A 19,990-nucleotide genomic window follows, 5' to 3' on the forward strand; every position below is an offset into this window, starting at 1 on the left:
AAACGGTAAGTCGAGGAGAGGGGGGGCATGATTAAAAGGCAGATATTAGTTGTGACACTTATCGTAATGCTTGCAGGATGCAATAAGGAACTATCGTATTCTTATATAAAGATTGCTACTGTACATAAAGGGATTCAGAGTTTTATTGATCAAGTAGAAGATCAGAATGGCCTATACGTATACTTTGATAAAAAGAAAGCTGTCTATGTTTTTTTGAATGGAAAAAATGTCGTCCAAGGTGAAAAAGCTACCTATTTTGAACGTTTTTATGCGGAAGGTGATGGAGAGACGCTGAACATTTATTTTGATGAAAAAAGCACTGAGGATTACGCCAATCAATCAGTGGACTACCAGTTGTTATATAAAGTGAATTTAGATAAGGACTATGAATATATAAAGGCTTTCAGAAATGGTAAACATGTTCCGATAGACGTGGCATCTGGGAATTAATCCATACTGTTCCACAGTCTCACGATTCTTTTGCAGTAATGGAGGATCAGGTACCCGACAGCAAGGATCAAGAAGAAGATTGCAGCATAAGCAATTACTGGGGACGCAACTACAAATGAATCTGGAAATCTTTCAATAAGATACGATATCGAAAAACCAATAAGCATGAATATGGAAAGAAACCTCATGAACATAACCAATATGTAACCCCTCCTAAAAAATGGTACTGCTTCTAGTATAGCACTATGATCAGGAGGGGTTCTACATTAATTTACCTGTTCCACATATTCTTGAAACCGTTCTTTGATTTGGTTCCATTCTTTGTTTTCGAGGTTTTTATCAGTGATCAGGTTACGATCGATTCGGATCACTTCTGCTCCGGCTTTCATATAATCTGCAACATTTTCATCACTTGAACACATGAGCGAGATATCTTCAAACGGTTCCAATACGGATGCAATGAATTCTGGTCCAAGGGCGGAGGCTGGAAAGATGTTGACCATTGATGCTCCTTGGATCGTTGCATGGACCATTTCAGTAGGTGTGAAAACCCCTGGGATGAATAACGTGTGACGGTTATTCGCAAAATGAAGAACTTCTTTTACCATGATTGGCGAGACAAGGAAATCAGCTTTCACCTTGATGGCATCTTCCGCATCATCAATTGAGAATACGGTACCTGCCCCAACCAACAGATCAGGGAATTCCTTCTTGAGCTTTTTGATTTTTGCTATGCCGTTCGGCTCATCCAGCGTGATTTCAACTGCCTTGGCACCACCATCTACAAGGGCTTGCACGATGTCTGTTAGATCATCATCGGGCATGTTTCGCATAACGGGGATGACCTTTGCCTCTTTAAGTTCATTCAACATCAGAACCACCTCGATTGAAAGATTTATATATGTATGTGAAAAACCTTTTCACGGACATGCCTATCAAGGCAGATGGGAAAAGGGTATTTTTGGATGCCTATTGTAGCTTTTCCCGACTTAAAAGGAAGTTAAAACCACATCAGCGTTTTTCTGAGCGGAATACATCCAAAGTTGTACGTCAGTTTCAATCTTTTGCTCGTTTCTTGGGTTTGTTTGCTTGATTAGGATAAAGGTAAGAAGTGAAATAAAAGGAGAGAACAAAAATGAAAAAATACATTTATACAACATGTGGCGTCCAATATCCGGAAAGTGAGCGTGCGCCTGAAAGTTGTTCGATATGCCAGGATGAGCGGCAGTACGTCAATCAGAATGGGCAGGAATGGACGACGCTCCAATCGGTGGTCGAGAGCGGAGACTATCGGAATGAAATCAAACTGGAAGAGGAAAACCTGTACAGCATCACCACCACACCGAGTTTCGGAATCGGACAGACGGCTTATCTGGTTCGTCAAAACGGCTTCAACATTTTGTGGGACTGCATCACATATTTGGACCAAGAGACGATCGAGGCGATTGAAAAACTAGGAGGAATCGACGCGATCGCCTTGTCGCACCCTCATTATTATTCAACGCAGGCAGATTGGGCGGAAATCTTTGACGCTCCGATCTATATCCATGAAGACGATCAGCAATGGGTGATGGAGCCGAGTATGCGGATTGAATTTTGGAGAGGCGAAGAGCTGCTGCTTGAAGCTGGGATTACTCTCCATCGTCTTGGCGGTCATTTTAAAGGAGGAGCGGTTCTGCATTGGCCGGGTGGGAACAGTGGGAAAGGGATCCTGTTGACCGGGGACATCATCCAGGTGGTTGCGGACCAGAACTGGGTCAGCTTCATGTATAGTTATCCAAACCAGATCCCGCTGCCAGCAAGGAAAGTGGAAGAAATCGCCGAAAAAGTGTATCACTTGACCTTTGACCGGATCTACAGTGCCTTCCTTAAAATCGTGAGGACTGAAGCGAACGAAGCGGTGCAGCGATCGGCACGACGCTATGTGGATGCGATTGAAGGAAAGCTGTTCAATACGTGAAGGTGCACAAACGCAGTGTTTTTACGTATTGTAGATAAATTCTTATTTTCGTAGATAATTTCATATTTTTTGCATTTCGGAGCTATGTTTGTAGATAACGTGCGGATATAACGATCCTAGACCCCAAATCACATGATTTCTGCACCCGAAACAAACAATAAATGAAAAAACTATCCCATTCTTTCTTTAAACAGGGATAGTTTTTACTATTTTGCACTTATTTTTATGGAAATTCCTGACCTCAACACTCTCGATGATATGGAAGGCTGTTTGCTGATTCTACTTTGTTGAAGGATTCTGTAAGGGAATATGGAAATTCTATATTATTCCATTAAAAAGGGATTGGTTCAGGAGGAATCATCTCTTAGAGAGGAAGGTCAAATGGATAAAACAATGTTCTATTTCTGGGTAGTTGTGATAGCTGTTATTTCGTTTTTTACCGGGGAAATTGCAACCTTCATGATGTTATTTTTAATTTTAATTACGTTGAGAGAAATGCATCAAACACTGCTTTCTTTTTATCATGATTGGAAAAGCAAGTACAGCGCCTTTGTGGAGAACCTCACACCTTTTCGAGCTTACAAGAAACACTAAATGGGAGCAAGTGATTCAACACATGAAGAATTAAGAAACTATTAATATTTGGTATAGATGCATTTAAGAACTGAGCGATATCCTGTGGATAGTAACAATACATTATTCACAGGAGGGGTTTACATGCACCATTTCGGTTTCTTCCCTTGGTTTGTATTTCCAATCTTTTTCATACTCATCGCCATCTTTGTTACTAATCTCATTTTATTACGAAAAAATGGGCAATGGTATCGAAGCGGATCATACAATGCGATGGAAATGCTTGAAAAAAGGTATGTCAGTGGCGAAATCGACGAGACCGAGTTCAAAAGAATCAAAGAAAACTTAAAATGAAACAGAGACACCGCCCGATTCGAGCGGTGTTTCTGTATGATGCAACCAGCAAACTGATAGAATATGAATGGGGTAGGTGGAAGGAGGCTTAGAAGTATGTCGATACGAAAAAAGTTGATCATGTCGAATATAGCGATGATTGTAATTCCGGTAATTTTATTTGTAGTGGCCGTTTTACTGATCATATCACTTATTTTCGGTGGATTTACTGAATTTTGGGGAAATGGAAATAGTTCTGGATCGGATGCTGTGGAGCAGGAATTTACTGAGTTAAAGAAGATCGCATCTATGTCACCACATCAGCTGGGAGGCGGAACCTACCTCAATGAATCTGCTCATGAATTGGAAAACGCTGAAACTTCATTGATTGTTAGAAAAGCGGGGGAAATCATCTATCAATCCAAAAACTCGGACAAGATATCATCCAACGATCTTCCTGCTTATGGCAATGATCGGTTTCAACGTCCTGTACAATGGATTGATGGCCGTCCAATTTTACTTCGGTCCTATGACTTTTATTTTGATGATGGAGCAGAAGGAACGGTTTTCCTTTTACAAAATGCTGACTCTATGAACCATTTCGGCCTCTTTCCAATTTTGTTTGGGATTCTCCTCCTGATATTGATCGGTACAAATATATTGCTCAGCTATTTGATGTCAAGAACTATCCTCAACCCGGTGAATGAATTGACTCAAGCTTCCAAACGGATAAGTGAAGGGGACCTGAACTTTGAAATCAAAACAAAGAAAAAGGATGAGTTAGGTGAACTTTCTCTTACATTCGACCAAATGCGGCGCAAATTGAAAGAGTCGATCAACCTGCAATTACAATATGAAGAGAACAGAAAAGAACTTGTAGCTAATATCTCTCATGATCTGAAAACACCAATTACCTCAATTAAAGGGTATGTTGAAGGGATACAAGAAGGTGTAGCGAATACACCTGAGAAAATGGATCGATATTTGAATACGATTTTTACAAAAGCTGTTGATATGGATCATCTGATCGACGAACTTTCTTTGTATTCAAAGTTAGATTTGAACCGGTTGCCGTACGACTTCCAAGACGTGGACTTCCGTTCATTTATGGAAGACTTGATCGAAGAGGTAGAGTTTGACCTTGTCCAGAGTGGAGTCGGCCTGGCTATTGAAGTTGATGATACAGGATCATACCATGTGTTAGCTGATAGTGAGAAGGTCAAAAGAGTTGTCATGAATATCCTGAATAATAGTTTGAAGTATCTTGATAAAGAGGATAAGACGATCAAGATACGATTGGAAAATACAAAAGAGGAGGTCATCGTCCAGATTCATGATAACGGATCTGGTATTCCAGAATCGGCGCTTCCTTTCATTTTCGATCGATTTTATCGTAGCGAGCCTTCCCGTAATACAGGAACAGGTGGAAGTGGTCTCGGACTGGCGATTGCTAAACGGATCATAGAGGACCATGGTGGTGAAATATGGGCGGAAAGCAAGTCAGGAAAAGGCACTAGTATCTATTTTATGATAAAAAAGATTCAAAGATAAGAGGTGGGTGGCAATGACAAAAGTATTGATCATAGAAGATGATAGGAGCATTGCAGAGCTGGAACGTGATTACCTGGAGATAAATGGTTTTATCGCAGAGATCGAAACATCAGGTGATCAAGGGCTGGAAAAAGCCATGACCGAAGACTATTCACTCATCCTTCTCGATATCATGCTTCCTGGTAAAGATGGATTTGAAATTTGTAAAACCATTCGGAAATCAAAAGACATACCTATTTTACTTGTAACTTCCAAAACGGAAGATATCGATAAAATCCGTGGGTTAGGATTGGGAGCAGATGATTATATTGTAAAACCTTTCAGTCCTGGTGAACTTGTAGCAAGGGTCAAAGCACACCTGACAAGGTATGAGCGTTTTCTCGGAAAGGATCGAGAAGAAGATAAACTGCATGTCCGTGGTTTGACGATCGAGAGAAATACTCGGCGAGTATGGGTGAACGAGAAAGAAATCACCCTTACTGCCAGAGAGTTCGAGCTTTTGTTGTTTTTAGCAAACCATCCGGATCATGTATTCAGCAAAGAGCACTTGTTTGACAGGATATGGGGACTCGATTCATTGGGGGATATTTCTACAATCACAGTCCATATAAGAAAAATACGTGAAAAAATCGAAGCTGATCCTTCAAATCCTCAGTATATTGAAACTGTCTGGGGTGCGGGGTATCGCTTTAAAGCATGAGACACATATATTGAATCTGCAAAACGGCACTGGTAGTTGTAGATTTTTTTAAGGTTATTTTAAGAAATTTTTAAACGGAAATTTAGGAATGGTCTTTATCCTGTTTATAACGCATTTTGAACAGGAGGTTGCTTTCTGATGAAAACAGGATTAAAGACAAAAAGAGTCTTTCTAACACTCCATTTGCTGTTTGCTGGGATCATGTTAGGTTCCACTGTCATCTTCTTGATTTTGAATATTGCAGCTGCAGCTACTGATGACCAACAAATATTGATGGCGTCGTATACGAGTATGAACGTATTGAGCAGGACTTCGATAAGGGCGTCTACAATCGGTACAGTGATTACAGGTATTTTGCTTTCAGCGGTAACCCACTGGGGCTTCGTACGCTACTATTGGATCATCGCCAAAGAGGTATTGACGATCTTTGCCATTGCAATCGGTATGGTCGGAATCTATGTTTGGTCACTTAATGGTTTGATGATTGTGGAACACGATGGCTTAAATTCACTGCAAAACCCTGAGTTCGTAACCAATCAGACGGATCTATTCATTGGAATCATTCTTCAAATCATTTTTCTCGTATCAATGTATATCCTTTCTGTATTCAAACCATGGGGAAAGCGAAAATCGTAAATAAGTTTAAAAGAAGGCTTTGTTATACAACTATTGTTGATTCTTGCGAAAATACGTCGCGGTCTAGTATGGTTAACGGACACAGGAGACCTTAATTGTTCTAATATCAACCGATTTACAAAAATAGCGGACACCAGAGACCTTATATCCTGAAAATCATAGGAATTAGCTGCTATATAGACAAATAACGGCGCTGATGTCCGTTAAAATTTCTAAAACCCATAATATGTAACAAATAACGGCACTGATGTCCGTTAACCTGCAACCTGCCTAACTGTGAAGTCTCGTTTAGCTTGCTTTTCCGCAGAAGTCTCGCATATTTCCACTATCATAAGCTCCATCTCTTTCTTTACAACATTCCATTTGCAACAAACTTTTAGAAAACAGCCATAAGAAAAACCAATAGAGCTGAGCATAGTACCGCTTCTATTGGTTTTTTATCTTTGTATTATTCAACTTGAGCAAGCAGCGCGACCCCAATAAAAGATACCAAAGCCATGTTGTATTCAACAAAAAGTCACATTTAATATCAAAAAATCACTTGTTGGGTTTTGAAGACTTGTTTACGCTTAAGAAAGCGATTCAACATATATTTATAGGAGGAACGATATGCTACCGATTGAAAGGCAACAACAAATTTTAACATGGCTGCAGCAGGAAGGATCATTGAAAGTTTCGGAGATTAGTAACAGGCTTGATGTTTCAGAAATGACCGTGTATCGGGATTTGAAACCACTGCTTGAACGAGGAGAGGTCGAGAAAACATCAAAAGGGATCTCATTGGGCCAACAAACGACAGCACCGACCATCAACGCTTGTACATATTGCCATAAGACGGATCGAACACGCCATTCTGTCCAATTGATCACAAAACATCAGACCGTCGAGAACACGTGCTGTCCACATTGTGGTCTTTTAAGGTATGAAGACATCAAGGAGGAAGTTTCACAAATTTTATGCAGCGATTTCCTGCAAGATACAACGATCAGTGCAAAAATGGCGACTTTCCTATTGAAACCTAACATCAACTTGAATTGCTGTCATCCACAAGTCATCGCATTCGGTTCGTTGAAACAGGCGCAGCAATTCCAAAAAGGGTTCGGCGGTGAACTTTACTCTTTCACTGAAGCAATCGATGCTATTGAAAATGAAATGAATCACACATGCAACTGCAAATAAAATAGGAAGAGGAAAACCTGAATGGAAGTACAACGCCAACCATCTTATGAAAAAGAGCAACAAGAATCCAAGAAATCTTCCAATAAGAAATCATCTTTTTATGCTTCAGTTTGGAGATGGCACTTTTATGCTGGGATCATTTTTGCACCATTTCTGATCATCCTTGCATTCAGTGGTGGTGTCTACCTTTTCAAGCCACAGATTGAATCATTTATATACCATGATCTTTATTACATTGAAGATGTAGGGGATAACGTCCTTTTATCTTCCGAATTGGTGAACACTGTGAAGGCGGATTATCCAGACGGTTCAGTTCGTTCAATGACGTTCTTCGATGATCCGGAACGAACCGCTGAAATCAGTGTGGAAACTGAATCTGAAATGAAATCGGTTTTCATTGATCCATATACCGGAAAAATCCTCGGTTCGATGAATAGTGAAAAGACGATTACAGAAATGTTCAAGAAGCTACATAGCGAACTGATTGTCGGGGGTACAGTGGCCAACCGGATAGTGGAGTTAGCTGCATGTTGGGCTGTTATTCTACTCGCATCAGGTTTATATGTGTGGTGGCCTCGTAATAAGGCATCAATCTGGGGTACCTTCCTTCCTCGCATTCGGTCCAATGGCCGAACATTTTGGAGGGATATCCATGCGGTTCCTGCTTTTTGGCTGTCACTGCTGATTTTGATCCTGATCATGACAGGTTTACCGTGGTCCGGGATCATGGGCGAGCAAATCAATCGTTTAGCAACATCAACACATACGGGATACCCAGCATTCGCCTTTTCACCAGAAGATTTAGAGTCGGATGTAAAAGCGAAGGATGTCGCTGTTGATGTACCTTGGGCAGCCAAAAACGTCCCGGTACCAGAGTCAAAAAGAAATGAAAGTGGTATGCTAGCGATCGATTATCCACAGCAAATCACAGATAACCGTAACATCGAAAAGCCTTACACGATTTCGATGCCTCAAGGTGAAACAGGGGTTTATACCATTTCCGCATTTCACGATCAACCATGGAAAGATGCAGTGATGCATGTGGATCAATACAGTGGCGAAGTCCTATCGGATGTCCGCTATGACGATTACGGAATATTGGCAAAGGCGATTTCACTTGGTATCTCGATCCATGAAGGAAAGTTATTTGGTTTGGCGAATCAGATCATCGGTCTTATCGTATGTATAGGATTGATTGGTATCGTTCTTTCTTCCTTCTTAATGAGGAGAAAACGTAAACCAACTGGAACATCAGGGGCACCGAAAAAACCGAAAGATAAGAAGATCACGCGTACGGTTTTCTGCATCATGATCGTGCTTGGTGTGCTCATGCCATTAGTGGGGGTCTCGATCATTATCGTTTTCCTGATCGATAAGCTGGTGGTACAACGTATTCCCAAATTGAAAAATTGGATCGGTGCATAAACAAACCCCACTAGGATATCATGGTCTTGTTTGGGGAGCTGGAGTGGGATTATGCTATTTTGATCGTTCTGTTGATCATCACTTTGGTCTATCTCATAAGTTTACGGAAAAGTCTCAAGAAAAGACGTCATCTATTTTTCTTTTCGGCTGGTATCTCTTTCTTTTATTTATTGATTGGAAGTCCATTGGATGAATTGAGCGGGGTTTCCATGAGTACGCATATGCTCAAGATGAGTATGCTTTATTTCATGGTTCCTCCATTATTGCTACTTGGTCTTCCATTACGTTTTTATCAGCTGCAGAAAGTCGAGTGGGTGGAAAGGAAAATCTTGAATAATCATTACAGTCTTCTGGTGTTTGCTATCCTATTTACCATGTATCACTTTCCAGGTATTGCTGGATTGGTTCATGTCAATCCTGTTTATACGTTTATTTACTCAGCAGTGATGATGATAACGGCTTTTGGGATGTGGGGGCGCATGACATCCCCAACAATGAAAAAATGGCTATGTATAGGTGAATGTCATCATTACTTGAAACTTAATAAATGGCTGTTAATGCCTGCCTGTATCAGTCTGTTGATTTTTTCCCATGGAATATCTAGATTTGCGGATTCCTATTCATTACAGAGTCTTTCTGAACTTTGTTATCCGACAGGATCAATACCTGGTCAATTCCTCCCTTTCTCTATGCCGTTTGATCAGGAATTAGCCGGGGTGCTCATGATCATCATGCATAAGGTCAGTCTATTTATGGTCCCATTACTATCCGACCAATCAAAAGATCCGATCGATACTAAACAATGCTTCTGCAGTCCGATAAATTTCAAATAATTATCAAATAGTCTTTTAAATGAGTACAAAAAACTCACTAATAATGAATCGGGGGGTTCAACTATGACATCATTTAAATTATTCATTCCATTTTTCTTATTCATGTTACTTCTTGCGGCATGCGGTGGTTCTGATGAACATCAAGGACAAGGCGAAAAGAAGGGTAGTGAACACGAAGGGCACGGTGACAATGAAAATGCCGAAGATTCCATGAAAATGCTTGAAGTGGATCTTCAATCTCCTGAAACGGCTGATAAAGGGGAGACCGTCACAATAAAAGCGATGGTGATGTATGGAGATGAGCATGTTGCGGATGCAAACGAGGTCGTGTTTGAGGTGTGGAAGGAAGGCTCTAAAGACGACAGTGAAATGATTGAAGCAACCAACGATGGTGAAGGGATGTACTCCATCGAGAGTTCCTTTGATGAAGAGGGTGTTTATTTCGTACAGTCACACGTAACGGCTCGTGATATGCACAACATGCCGAAGAAAGAAATCAAGGTTGGCGAGTGAATGTAAGCTTTACAGAAAGGGGAAAACGATATGAAAGAACTTCGAGTGATTTTTTTACTCATTTCATTAGCGATCGTTTTGGCAGCTTGTGGTGGAGAAAAATTGGAAAAGCCTAGTGACTTAGACTTTGAAGTGAAAGATTTCGAATATAAAAATCAAGATGGGGAGACTGTAAGGTTGAGTGATCTTGAGGGCAAGGTTTGGATTGCAGATTTCGTATTCACAAATTGCAATACCGTTTGCCCGCCTATGACCAATAATATGGCGAGCCTCCAAAAGAATATAAAAGAGGCAGGATTGGAAAACGTTGAAATCGTATCCTTCAGTGTCGATCCTGAAGTGGATTCTCCAAAAGTGCTGAAAGAATTCGGTAGTAAGTTCAATGCGGACTTTTCGAATTGGCACTTTTTGACGGGTTACGGTCAAAAGGAAATCGAAGAGTTTGCAAAGGACAGCTTCAAGACCCCTGTTCAAAAAACAGGGCAATCCGATCAAGTGACACATGGAACTTCCTTTTATCTTGTAGATCAGAATGGAACAATAGTAACGAAGTACAGTGGAACAGATCGCTCTGATAAGGATGATCAAGAAGTAATCAAAGATATTAAAGCATTGCAACAGTGATGTTAGATGGAAAGGTGTAATTGTTATGTGGGAACAAGTAACGATGAACTTCAGCTTTAGTCAACTTTGGAATCCGATATTCATGGCGGTTACATTGCTAATCATTTTCTTTTATCTCATGTATACGGGACCATGGAAAAATCGTTTTTCTAATTCTGAACCGGTCAGTGTGAAAAAGAAGGTTTCATTCATTGTGGGAATTGTAATGTTCTACGTTGGTTTCGGCGGACCGCTCTATCTGATCGGACACTTGATGTTCAGCATCCATATGATACAGATGTCGGTCTGTTATCTGATGGCTCCGCCTCTGTTGCTCTATGGCATGCCTGGTTGGATGATCAAGCCTCTACTGAAGAGCAATTCGTTCACGAAGCCCTTAAAAGTATTGACGAAACCACTGATTTCATTGGTATTATTCAATGCGGTATTTTCCTTTTATCATTTTCCGCTTGTTTTTGATTACTTGATGACCAACTACACGGAACATCTCATTTTCCAGGCTCTTCTTTTCATGACAGCAGTCATCATGTGGTGGCCGGTCATTTGTCCAATACCTGAATGGGATACGATGTTTGGATTGAAGAAGGTCGGTTATATTTTCGGAAACGGGATCTTGTTGACCCCAGCTTGTGCACTGATCATCTTTTCTGAATCAACGCTTTATTCAACTTACAGCAATCCTGAAACCTGGTCTTACGCTCTTGGGCTGTGTCTGCAATTAGGTGGTCCTGTGTCGCCGGAATTATACAGCCAGTTTGTCCCTTTATCACCTGTAGACGATCAGCAACTGGGCGGCATCATCATGAAAGTGGTTCAGGAGATTGTTTATGGCTCGGTACTCGGATATGTATTTTTCCAATGGGTCCGGAAAGAGCGTTTGAAGGATGACGCTGAAATAAATCAATTGTTAGCTTCTACAAATCGTGTAAAATAATAAGGAAGGCAGATTGTTTCAGGTGGAATGGTCTGCTTTTTTTTTAGAGGCTTTGTTATACTTAATTGTTGATTTTGCAACAGCGGAACATAAAGTTGATATTCCTAAGATAAAAGAAGTGAATGACCTTGCGTTCGGACAAGAAAATGAAGCAAGATTGATTGAGGGGGTCCGGAAATCGGATGCATTTATACCTGAGTTGTCACTCGTTGCCGAAACAGAAAGTGGAGATGTGATCAGGCATATTTTATTCAGCAGGATTTCTATAAAAACAGGTGGCGGAAGTGAACCAACGCTAGCTCTTGCACCAATGGCTGTAAAACCGGACTGGCAAATCAAAGGCGTCGGTTCTGCATTGGTACGGGATGGTCTTAACCGATGTATCGAGGCAGGCTTCGGTTCGGTTGTCGTTCTCGGACATTCGAAATTTTATCCAAGATTCGGTTTTATCCGTGCTAGTACGAAAGGGATCCACCCACCGTTCGAAATTCCGGATGAAGCGTTCATGGTCTATGAAGCGGTGCCTGGTCAATTGGACGGAATCGAAGGCACAGTACAATATCCTTGATGCATTTGCAGCAGTCTAGTGATGACTAGGCTGTTTTTTTTTGAGAGGATATGCTTGATAGTGATGGGCGGAAAAAATTAACGGACACCAGAGCCGTTATTTGTGTCAAAAGCTGTGATTTATGAAAGTTAACGGACATCAGAGCCTCTATTTGTGAACAAAGCAGCTGATTTTCTATGCTTTTCACGAGATAAGGTCCCTGGTGTCCGTTATTTTTGTAAATCAATAGAAAATTGGATGAATAAGGTCTCCTGTGTCCGTTACGGAAAAGTGCAAGAAGGTTTTCGTCAGGGGAACGTATTCCCTCGCCTATGATTTAAAATAAACAGGAATACTATAAGACCTGCTACTGAGACGATCGGCCAAGCACTTTGAAAAAATGACTTGGCTGGTCCGTCTGTATTTTGAGATGGGGCTGTTGAGCCAGTCATCATGAGTTGCTCATAAAAATTCTTTTTATAGGCATCCTCATTTACGACATTTCCATTCCTTACTTGAATCATCCCATTTGGACCGCCTACTGGTGTCGGGAAGCGGAATCCCTCATTTTTCTCTAAAAACAGCAAAAAACCCCCGCCTTCTTGTTGGAACTCCTTAACCCAGCCTTTGTCAAAAGCATCGATTCCGGCAGTGATTACCTCATCCGCATCACCTTTGAATACTTTTTGGACATTGAAATCATAGCCATCGAAAATCATTTTTCCCTTTATCGGTAAACCTGAAAAGTCATATGTACCAAGTACTATGATATCCGCATCTTTTTCAACTTGGTCAGGTGTTAATTCCACCCAGCTGGTCGCATATGTAGGAATGCTGCTCAAAAAAGCAAAAAGCATCATCATGAAATAAATGGTGATCCGTTTCATTCCTATCCCCTCTTTTCTATTTGTCATATTTCCCTATTCCCATTCTATTCTCCTTCTTGAATGTTTTTGAGTTAAAGTTTTCTTTAGGTGGTCTTGACGGCATGGACACCAAATCCAGATGAAATGATCGGCCTGGACGGTGCGTTAGGAAAAATCGCCTCCCAGCCATACGGACAAATCATGCTCGGAGCTATTGCTGTAGGTCTGTTCTTATATGGGGTATTCCAGGTTTGGAAAGGGAAAAGCCGACACATGAGAGTCAAATAGATTATTTTAGGAATGGGCAGCCTCAAGCGTGGGGTTGTGCTCTTTTTTTATGTGTTTTTTGGTGGGATTTTGAGTCTCGGGTTTTACGAACTTAATACCGCTTCTTACTGTTTTTGGAAGGAGGTGTGAAGATGGCCGTAGAATTATTATATAGAGGAGTGGTTTTATGCCGACATGTCAAAATTGCTACCAAGAATGGACATGGAGACAAACCTTTAGAAAACAGTTCCGGTTCACAAATAAGATGACCTGTCCTTATTGTGGTGAAATACAATTCATATCAGCAAAAACTCGCAGAAATATGGTTGGTTATGTGGTCCTTATACCACTTTTTCTATTATGCGTAATGGCAGCCATAGACTTTTTAATCATTGGTGTCCCTGCAATGGCCCTATATTTATCCCATGTTGGGGTTTTTGCTGCAATGATTTTCATTTCTCCATTTTATATGGAAGTGACGAACACCGAAGAACCTCTTTGGTGATGACAAACAAAGAAGGTGAGTTTCTAGATGCTTGAAACTTTTTCGATCAACCTGACCCCATTCAATCAAGAGAGAACGGTTCGGGTTTACTTGCCGAAATCCTATGACGATTCGGAACAACATTATCCAGTCCTGTACATGCATGATGGGAAAAATGTATTCCGGGATGAAGTTGCGGTTGGTGGTAAATCTTTAGAACTTGAAAACTATTTAGACGAGTATAATATTGATTTGATTGTGATCGGAATTGATCAGCCGTCAACATTTGAAGAGCGCGTCAACCAGTATTGCCCGTGGAAGAACGGGGAGTATTGTAAAACAAAATTTGGTGATGATCGGGACCTTGGCGGTAAAGGCAAAGAGTACATCAAGTTCATTGTCGATGAACTGAAACCGCTCATCGATCAAAAGTACAGAACGAAGGCGGATCGTACTATGATGGCTGGAATTTCTTTGGGCGGGTTGATTTCTACATATGCCGCTTGCGCTTATCCAGACATTTTTACGAAGATAGCAGGTTTGTCTTCAGGGTTTTGGCGCAACCAGGAAGAAATCGAAGCCTTGATAAAAGAAGCGGATTTATCCAATATCGAAGGGATCTATCTCGATTGTGGCACGATGGAAACCAATGACGAATATATCAATGCTGGATTCCTGGATTCGAATCAACGTGTTTTTGCGATGCTTGATCAAAAGGTGGCAAATACGACATTCAAAATCATAGATGGAGGGGAGCATAACTATCATGCCTTCCAAAAACGTGTTTCAGATTTCATTGGATTCATCCTCCAAGATAAGGTGAAAACAGAGATGTAATCTTGACACCATTCAACAGGGTCCAATGAAATACAATCGGTCTTTTTTTTCCATTTTGAACAGGATTGGTACTCATTATCATTCAGGTAAAAGGACGCAATCCAAAGCTGATCGTGAATCTTCTGGATATAACTGCATAACATCTTTCAGACAAGATAATGGGGTTGGTCAATATCAACCTCATTTTTTTATCTTCAAGATCTTCGTTTTATGTACATTTCCTGGCTTTTATTGAACATTTCCCATATATATATGTACATTTTTTCGTTTTTATCGGCATTTGACAATTTTCGATTACTATACAGACGAAAAGTAAGGCTGTGAATTTTACGAAAAGACGACCAAGCACAAAATTTTCTTTGTACCAGATATTACATTATAATAATTATAAAAAGATATTGATTTTTTCTTGAGAAGTGATATCATTTACCTTGTACACAATTAATAGATGAGGTGATGAAAGAATGAGTAAGAATAAGAATCATTTAACAACAAGCTGGGGTGCGCCAGTTGGGGACAACCAGAACTCGATCACTGCTGGTTCGCGTGGTCCGACGTTGATCCAGGATGTACACCTCCTTGAAAAATTAGCACACTTCAACCGTGAACGTGTTCCGGAACGTGTCGTACACGCAAAAGGAGCAGGGGCTCATGGCTATTTCGAAGTGACGAATGACGTAAGTAAATACACCAAAGCGGATTTTTTATCTGAAGTAGGGAAGAAGACGCCTCTTTTCGTACGCTTTTCTACAGTTGCCGGGGAAAATGGTTCTGCGGATTCCGTTCGGGACCCTCGTGGTTTTGCGGTGAAATTTTATACAGAAGAAGGGAACTACGACCTGGTTGGAAACAACACACCGGTCTTTTTCATACGTGATGCAATCAAGTTTCCGGACTTTATCCATACACAAAAGCGTCATCCGAAAACGCATTTGAAGAACCCGAATGCAGTTTGGGATTTCTGGTCACTTTCTCCAGAATCGTTACATCAGGTTACGATTTTGATGTCGGACCGCGGTATTCCAGCGACCTACCGACACATGCACGGGTTCGGAAGCCATACATTCAAATGGGTCAATGCTGATGGAGACGGTGTTTGGGTGAAATATCACTTCAAGACAGAGCAAGGCATTAAGAACCTGACAGAAGAAGTTGGGACGAAGATTGCCGGGGAAAATCCGGATTACCATACAGAGGATCTTTTCAATGCGATCGAAAATGGCGATTATCCTGAGTGGAAGCTTTACGTACAGATCATGCCGTTGGAAGATGCAAACACTTACCGCTGGGATCCGTTCGATGTAACGAAGGTCTGGTCACAAAAAGATTATCCGTTGATTGAAGTCGGTAAAATGGTATTGAACAAGAATCCGGAAAACTACTTTGCTGAGGTAGAGCAGGCGACGTTCTCACCAGGTATGTTTGTGCCAGGAATCGATGTGTCACCAGATAAAATGCTGCAAGGCCGTCTGTTCGCATACTCCGATGCACACCGTTACCGTGTAGGTGCGAACCATAATGCACTTCCGATCAACCGACCGAAGAACGAAGTGAACACCTATCAGCGTGATGGTCAAATGAGATTCGATGACAATGGCGGCGGTTCCGTTTATTACGAGCCGAACAGCCAGGGCGGGCCAGGTGAATCTCCTGAAAATAAGCAAGCGGCATTCCCTGTATCAGGTGTGGCTGAAAGTGTTCCTTACGATCATAATGATCACTACACACAAGCAGGTGATCTATACCGCTTGATGGATGAAGGCGAGCGCGAACGACTTGTGAAAAATATCGTCGGTGCGATGTCAGGTGTTGAATCGGATGACATCAAGCTCCGTCAGATCCAGCACTTCTATAAAGCCGATCCTGAATACGGGGAAAAAGTAGCCCAGGGTCTCGGGTTGCCAGTACCCCAAGAAGTGAAATAATTACATTTGAGGAAAAAGACGATGAAAGAAGAGCTCGGATCTGAGCTCTTCTTTTAAATTCATTTTTTACATGTAAAGAAAGTATAAAAGACTTTCTTTAATAAAAGGGCAACTAAGGCTCGACCTTCCTAATGCTTTGCCTCACCAAGTTTTCATTAATTGATTTCGATTGCAGAAGTTTCGTTGTTCCAATCTGAAGCCAAGTTAGCTGTTATTCCCCACCAATCGGAGTGTCTAAAGAAGACTCCTCTGCCATACCCTTGATAGGAAGTATGCTCCCATAACGTTGTCGAGTAGCTTGAATTAGGTGAAGCTGTACTTAAGGAAGAGATTCTGTCATTCCAGCTGGAAGGTAAATTTGTAAATCCATCTCTCCAATAAATATATTGTCCACCTTTGTTTTTATACTCATAGAAGTCGGTACAACAAGTTCCAGATCCCATAAGCTTTCCTTCGTTTTGGAGCCTCAGTTTATCTTTTTCGATGAATGCCTGTATCGTTTTCCTGCTTGTAAATCCATATGCCAGCCAATCGCCTTCACTATTCTGTTTGGGCAGAACCATGGTCACTTTAATGGCATTTTTGGATTTGTCATTCACTTCAGCTTGTGATCCTACATCTTTTCCATCTACAGCTAAATAATGAAACGATTCGATTGTATATTCCTTATCTGCATCAGCCGCTGATACTATTCCCGTCTGTCCTGGTGCAAGCCCAATAGCAACCAATAAAAAACATACTGCTGAAAGATAAAACTTTACGCGCAAAATACTTCACTCCCGAATAATTGATGTAGACAACCCCGCCTTGTAGACAATGGCAGATTCAACTTGATCTCTCCTCCATTCTGCTTCAGATTCGTAAGGATGAAACTTACAAAAGAATGCTTTTCTGCATAGTGCCCATATAAAAAAGCCTCTGTTCTATCTGTAATCAGATTACATGATAGTGAAGAGGCATTTGTAGTTATGTTTATCATCTTTTCATGATGACGAATGTCATATTTTTTAGTTTTGGAAATGAGACATTTCGGTATTTTCCTACTTTACATCTGCCAACTCTACCGGATGACCTTCCAACCATTGGTTGAAGTAGTCTTCCGTTTCAGGTCCGACTACTTTTTTAAAGGAAGCAAGAAGGTCTTCCTTCGTGGCAAATTCGAATTGATTATGCTTAAAGTAATGGGCGAGCGCTTCGTTCATTTTATCTATTCCGATCTCTTTTTCAAGGCTGTAATACATCTGTGGACCGACTCCATAAACAAGTGCTGCGTATAGCTCATTATCCTGAAATTCCGTTGTCGGACTTGCAATGGTGTAGCCATTCCTCGAGAGTGCAGGCAATTGTTCTGTTTTGTCTGCATATCGATCCGCATGTTCAACCGCAAGACCTGGTTCATACTCTTTTAAAAATTGTAGCGTTGAATAGTTTGTCAGGCTTTCATCAAGCCATGGTGCTTCGATCGGGTTATTCCCTACAACCGCATACCACCATTGGTGAGCGATTTCATGCACAATGGTCGGGATGAAGAACTTCTCTCCCGTCTGATAATAATCACTGTTGACGACTGTCATTCCTGGATATTCCATGCCTAAAAATGTACGAGGTCCGGGAACCACATCGAATTCTTCATACGGATAATCGCCGAATGATTTTTCAAAATGCTGAAAAGCTTCGACTGCAGCACGGTGGTAGGTGTCAAAGCCTTCCTCCGAATCAGGCGTATACCAGCTTCGGATGGTCATACCGTCAACTTCCTCTTTTTTTACCTGATACGTTTGATCCATCACACACATCGCAAATTCCCGGACTTTTTTAGCCTCGAATTCATAGGTTTTCTTCGTTTCATATTCGGTCGGTTCAGATGTTTCCACACCTGTACTTGCAATTTGGTACTCTTTCGGAAGGGTGACGTTGACAGTATAATCGGCAGGTTCATAGTAACCTGAGTCGCCGATCGGGTGAAACTCGTTCATGTACCATCCGTCATCTTCATACACAGCCCGGATAGGCAGCCAATTCGCAAAATAGATATTATTTTCGGTGTATGAAAAAATCCCTTCATTGAACGGAACGGTGATATCGAATTCCATCGTCAGTTCGAGTGTCTCGTTCACTTTCCAGTTTTCAAGAGGGATTTCAAGCATTGTACCCTCAAGTGTATAATCAGTGGCCGCACCATCTAGTGTGACTTTTGTAAAACCGATTCCGCCAGGTTCAGGGGCTGGGCCTAAGTAGTCCCGCCAGGCATCACTTGTCAATTTGTCGAGGTCATGAAACTTGTTGCCGAGCACCTGAAAATAGATTTTATCCTGCGTCTTGCCGGTATCGTTCTTCGTGAAAATTTTCATGGTAGCTTTTGCCGTTTTCTCGTCAGGGAAGACTTCAACGTCCACCTCGTAAGCTGTATTCACATCGTCAATGTCGGGCTTGGAGCTGAACACAGAAAGGAGATCCGTTCGATCCTCTGCAAAATACAATCCTCCCCCTAAAAGCAGGGCCAGTACGCCGACCATCCAAAGTATCTTTTTCATAAAAACCCCCAAATACGTCATTTTACATGTATATCTAAGTATAATTTTCAACAGCTAGAAGATATTCCCTTTTATAAATGGGTAAAGAATGTTTCGTTGACAAAAAATGTGGAAGAACTAGAATACTACATGATTAAAATATCCGATTCACAAGGAGACTCTATGTTTGATTTTATAGTGCAACTCATTAAAGATTTCGGTGTATGGGGTTTGCTTGCAAGCCTTGCGTTAGAAGCATCATCCATTCCATTTCCAGGAGGGCTTGTGACTCTTACATTCGGATACTTCCTCAACCTTTCCCTTGTGGAGGTTTTCTCTTATTCTATACTTGCTAGTGGTGTGTATACTGTATTCAGCTTCATCCCTTATGGAATCGGATATAAGCTCGAGGATAAATTGAAAGAGAAGACGAATGCTTATAAAATCGAGAGGGCGCAGCGCTGGTTTAAAAAGTGTGGCGTTTGGAGTATCGCTTTTACACGGCCGATCGGTCTAGGGAATTATATTTCGTATGTCGCCGGTGTCAGTAAGGTGAACCGGTGGAAGTTTGCAATCCTCACCCTCATTGGAATCCTTCCCTGGACCGTAACAATGCTGTGGCTCGGAAGTACAGGCAACCTGAAATCTGTGACAGGCTTTCTGGATGAATTTCAAATGTATGTGTTCATTGCTCTCGGTTTAGTCATCATCATATTTTTCGGGTATCGCTATTATAAAAGGAAAAGCTGTTCTACCAAGGACATTGTAAAAGAATAGAATAGATGTAGAAGGCCGTGCAGGGTGAAACTTGTACGGTTTTTATATGAAGAAATATGTTAA

General features: G+C 41.2%; 24 protein-coding genes. 19 read left to right on the forward strand and 5 right to left on the reverse strand.

Going from position 1 to position 19,990, the window contains the following annotated elements; all coding sequences use genetic code 11:
* Positions 1–27 precede the first annotated feature (27 nt).
* Positions 28–450, forward strand: coding sequence for a hypothetical protein (locus tag KOL94_RS01175; protein WP_221563355.1), 423 nt, complete (start codon positions 28–30; stop codon positions 448–450).
* Here KOL94_RS01175 and KOL94_RS01180 read toward each other — a convergent pair.
* Complete coding sequence (locus KOL94_RS01180; RefSeq protein ID WP_221563356.1) at positions 447–650, reverse strand: hypothetical protein; 204 nt, start codon at positions 648–650, stop codon at positions 447–449. The two genes, KOL94_RS01175 and KOL94_RS01180, sit on opposite strands and share 4 nt — an antisense overlap.
* A gap of 66 nt (positions 651–716) precedes the next feature.
* Positions 717–1,319, reverse strand: a complete 603-nt coding sequence (locus tag KOL94_RS01185; RefSeq protein WP_221563357.1) for a bifunctional 4-hydroxy-2-oxoglutarate aldolase/2-dehydro-3-deoxy-phosphogluconate aldolase — start codon at positions 1,317–1,319, stop codon at positions 717–719.
* 266 nt (positions 1,320–1,585) lie between these two features.
* Between KOL94_RS01185 and KOL94_RS01190 the strand changes: the two genes are divergently transcribed.
* The 13 genes from KOL94_RS01190 (at position 1,586) to KOL94_RS01250 (ending at position 12,279) form a co-directional block, all read left to right on the forward strand.
* Positions 1,586–2,410 carry an MBL fold metallo-hydrolase gene (locus tag KOL94_RS01190; RefSeq protein WP_221563358.1) on the forward strand — a complete coding sequence of 275 codons (825 nt, stop codon included), beginning with the start codon at positions 1,586–1,588 and terminating at the stop codon, positions 2,408–2,410.
* A 381-nt stretch (positions 2,411–2,791) separates the two neighbouring features.
* Complete coding sequence (locus tag KOL94_RS01195; protein WP_221563359.1) at positions 2,792–3,004, forward strand: hypothetical protein; 213 nt, start codon at positions 2,792–2,794, stop codon at positions 3,002–3,004.
* 123 nt (positions 3,005–3,127) lie between these two features.
* Positions 3,128–3,337 carry an SHOCT domain-containing protein gene (locus KOL94_RS01200; protein WP_221563360.1) on the forward strand — a complete coding sequence of 70 codons (210 nt, stop codon included), beginning with the start codon at positions 3,128–3,130 and terminating at the stop codon, positions 3,335–3,337.
* Between the two features lie 96 nt (positions 3,338–3,433).
* On the forward strand, positions 3,434–4,867 hold the full coding sequence (locus KOL94_RS01205) for a sensor histidine kinase (protein WP_221563361.1): 1,434 nt from the start codon (positions 3,434–3,436) through the stop codon (positions 4,865–4,867).
* A 13-nt stretch (positions 4,868–4,880) separates the two neighbouring features.
* Complete coding sequence (locus KOL94_RS01210; RefSeq protein ID WP_221563362.1) at positions 4,881–5,567, forward strand: response regulator transcription factor; 687 nt, start codon at positions 4,881–4,883, stop codon at positions 5,565–5,567.
* Between the two features lie 138 nt (positions 5,568–5,705).
* Positions 5,706–6,203, forward strand: coding sequence for a hypothetical protein (locus tag KOL94_RS01215; protein WP_260412158.1), 498 nt, complete (start codon positions 5,706–5,708; stop codon positions 6,201–6,203).
* 609 nt (positions 6,204–6,812) lie between these two features.
* Positions 6,813–7,382 carry a DeoR family transcriptional regulator gene (locus KOL94_RS01220; RefSeq protein WP_221563364.1) on the forward strand — a complete coding sequence of 190 codons (570 nt, stop codon included), beginning with the start codon at positions 6,813–6,815 and terminating at the stop codon, positions 7,380–7,382.
* Between the two features lie 21 nt (positions 7,383–7,403).
* A complete protein-coding gene (locus tag KOL94_RS01225) occupies positions 7,404–8,807 on the forward strand; it encodes a PepSY-associated TM helix domain-containing protein (protein ID WP_221563365.1) in 1,404 nt (467 codons plus the stop codon).
* Between the two features lie 20 nt (positions 8,808–8,827).
* The gene (locus KOL94_RS01230) at positions 8,828–9,640 is read left to right on the forward strand and encodes a cytochrome c oxidase assembly protein (protein WP_221563366.1); all 813 of its coding nucleotides are present in this window, start codon (positions 8,828–8,830) and stop codon (positions 9,638–9,640) included.
* Positions 9,641–9,703: 63 nt separating this feature from the next.
* Positions 9,704–10,153 carry a FixH family protein gene (locus KOL94_RS01235; RefSeq protein ID WP_221563367.1) on the forward strand — a complete coding sequence of 150 codons (450 nt, stop codon included), beginning with the start codon at positions 9,704–9,706 and terminating at the stop codon, positions 10,151–10,153.
* 30 nt (positions 10,154–10,183) lie between these two features.
* The gene (locus KOL94_RS01240) at positions 10,184–10,777 is read left to right on the forward strand and encodes an SCO family protein (RefSeq protein ID WP_221563368.1); all 594 of its coding nucleotides are present in this window, start codon (positions 10,184–10,186) and stop codon (positions 10,775–10,777) included.
* A gap of 25 nt (positions 10,778–10,802) precedes the next feature.
* On the forward strand, positions 10,803–11,711 hold the full coding sequence (gene ctaG / locus KOL94_RS01245) for a cytochrome c oxidase assembly factor CtaG (protein WP_221563369.1): 909 nt from the start codon (positions 10,803–10,805) through the stop codon (positions 11,709–11,711).
* A 52-nt stretch (positions 11,712–11,763) separates the two neighbouring features.
* A complete protein-coding gene (locus KOL94_RS01250; protein WP_260412159.1) occupies positions 11,764–12,279 on the forward strand; it encodes a GNAT family N-acetyltransferase in 516 nt (171 codons plus the stop codon).
* A gap of 287 nt (positions 12,280–12,566) precedes the next feature.
* Here KOL94_RS01250 and KOL94_RS01255 read toward each other — a convergent pair whose 3' ends face one another.
* Positions 12,567–13,172 (reverse strand): hypothetical protein, encoded by a 606-nt coding sequence (locus KOL94_RS01255; protein ID WP_221563370.1) that lies wholly within the window; start codon positions 13,170–13,172, stop codon positions 12,567–12,569.
* Between the two features lie 66 nt (positions 13,173–13,238).
* Between KOL94_RS01255 and KOL94_RS01260 the strand changes: the two genes are divergently transcribed.
* From KOL94_RS01260 to katA, 4 genes are all read left to right on the forward strand, one after another.
* On the forward strand, positions 13,239–13,412 hold the full coding sequence (locus tag KOL94_RS01260; RefSeq protein WP_221563371.1) for a DUF1206 domain-containing protein: 174 nt from the start codon (positions 13,239–13,241) through the stop codon (positions 13,410–13,412).
* Between the two features lie 166 nt (positions 13,413–13,578).
* Positions 13,579–13,896 (forward strand): TIGR04104 family putative zinc finger protein, encoded by a 318-nt coding sequence (locus tag KOL94_RS01265; protein WP_221563373.1) that lies wholly within the window; start codon positions 13,579–13,581, stop codon positions 13,894–13,896.
* Between the two features lie 27 nt (positions 13,897–13,923).
* Positions 13,924–14,712, forward strand: coding sequence for an alpha/beta hydrolase (locus KOL94_RS01270; protein WP_221563375.1), 789 nt, complete (start codon positions 13,924–13,926; stop codon positions 14,710–14,712).
* Between the two features lie 464 nt (positions 14,713–15,176).
* Entirely contained in the window at positions 15,177–16,637 is a 1,461-nt protein-coding gene (gene katA, locus KOL94_RS01275; protein WP_221563377.1) for a catalase KatA, read from the forward strand.
* 155 nt (positions 16,638–16,792) lie between these two features.
* On the opposite strand, the gene KOL94_RS01280 is transcribed toward katA, so the two are convergent.
* Entirely contained in the window at positions 16,793–17,404 is a 612-nt protein-coding gene (locus KOL94_RS01280; protein WP_483298052.1) for a hypothetical protein, read from the reverse strand.
* Between the two features lie 273 nt (positions 17,405–17,677).
* A complete protein-coding gene (locus KOL94_RS01285; protein WP_221563380.1) occupies positions 17,678–19,171 on the reverse strand; it encodes a M1 family metallopeptidase in 1,494 nt (497 codons plus the stop codon).
* A gap of 162 nt (positions 19,172–19,333) precedes the next feature.
* Between KOL94_RS01285 and KOL94_RS01290 the strand changes: the two genes are divergently transcribed.
* Positions 19,334–19,927, forward strand: coding sequence for a DedA family protein (locus KOL94_RS01290; protein ID WP_221563381.1), 594 nt, complete (start codon positions 19,334–19,336; stop codon positions 19,925–19,927).
* The last annotated feature ends 63 nt before the right edge of the window (positions 19,928–19,990 follow it).

It is taken from the genome of Alkalihalobacillus sp. TS-13 (genome assembly GCF_019720915.1).
Taxonomy (GTDB): domain Bacteria; phylum Bacillota; class Bacilli; order Bacillales; family Fictibacillaceae; genus Pseudalkalibacillus.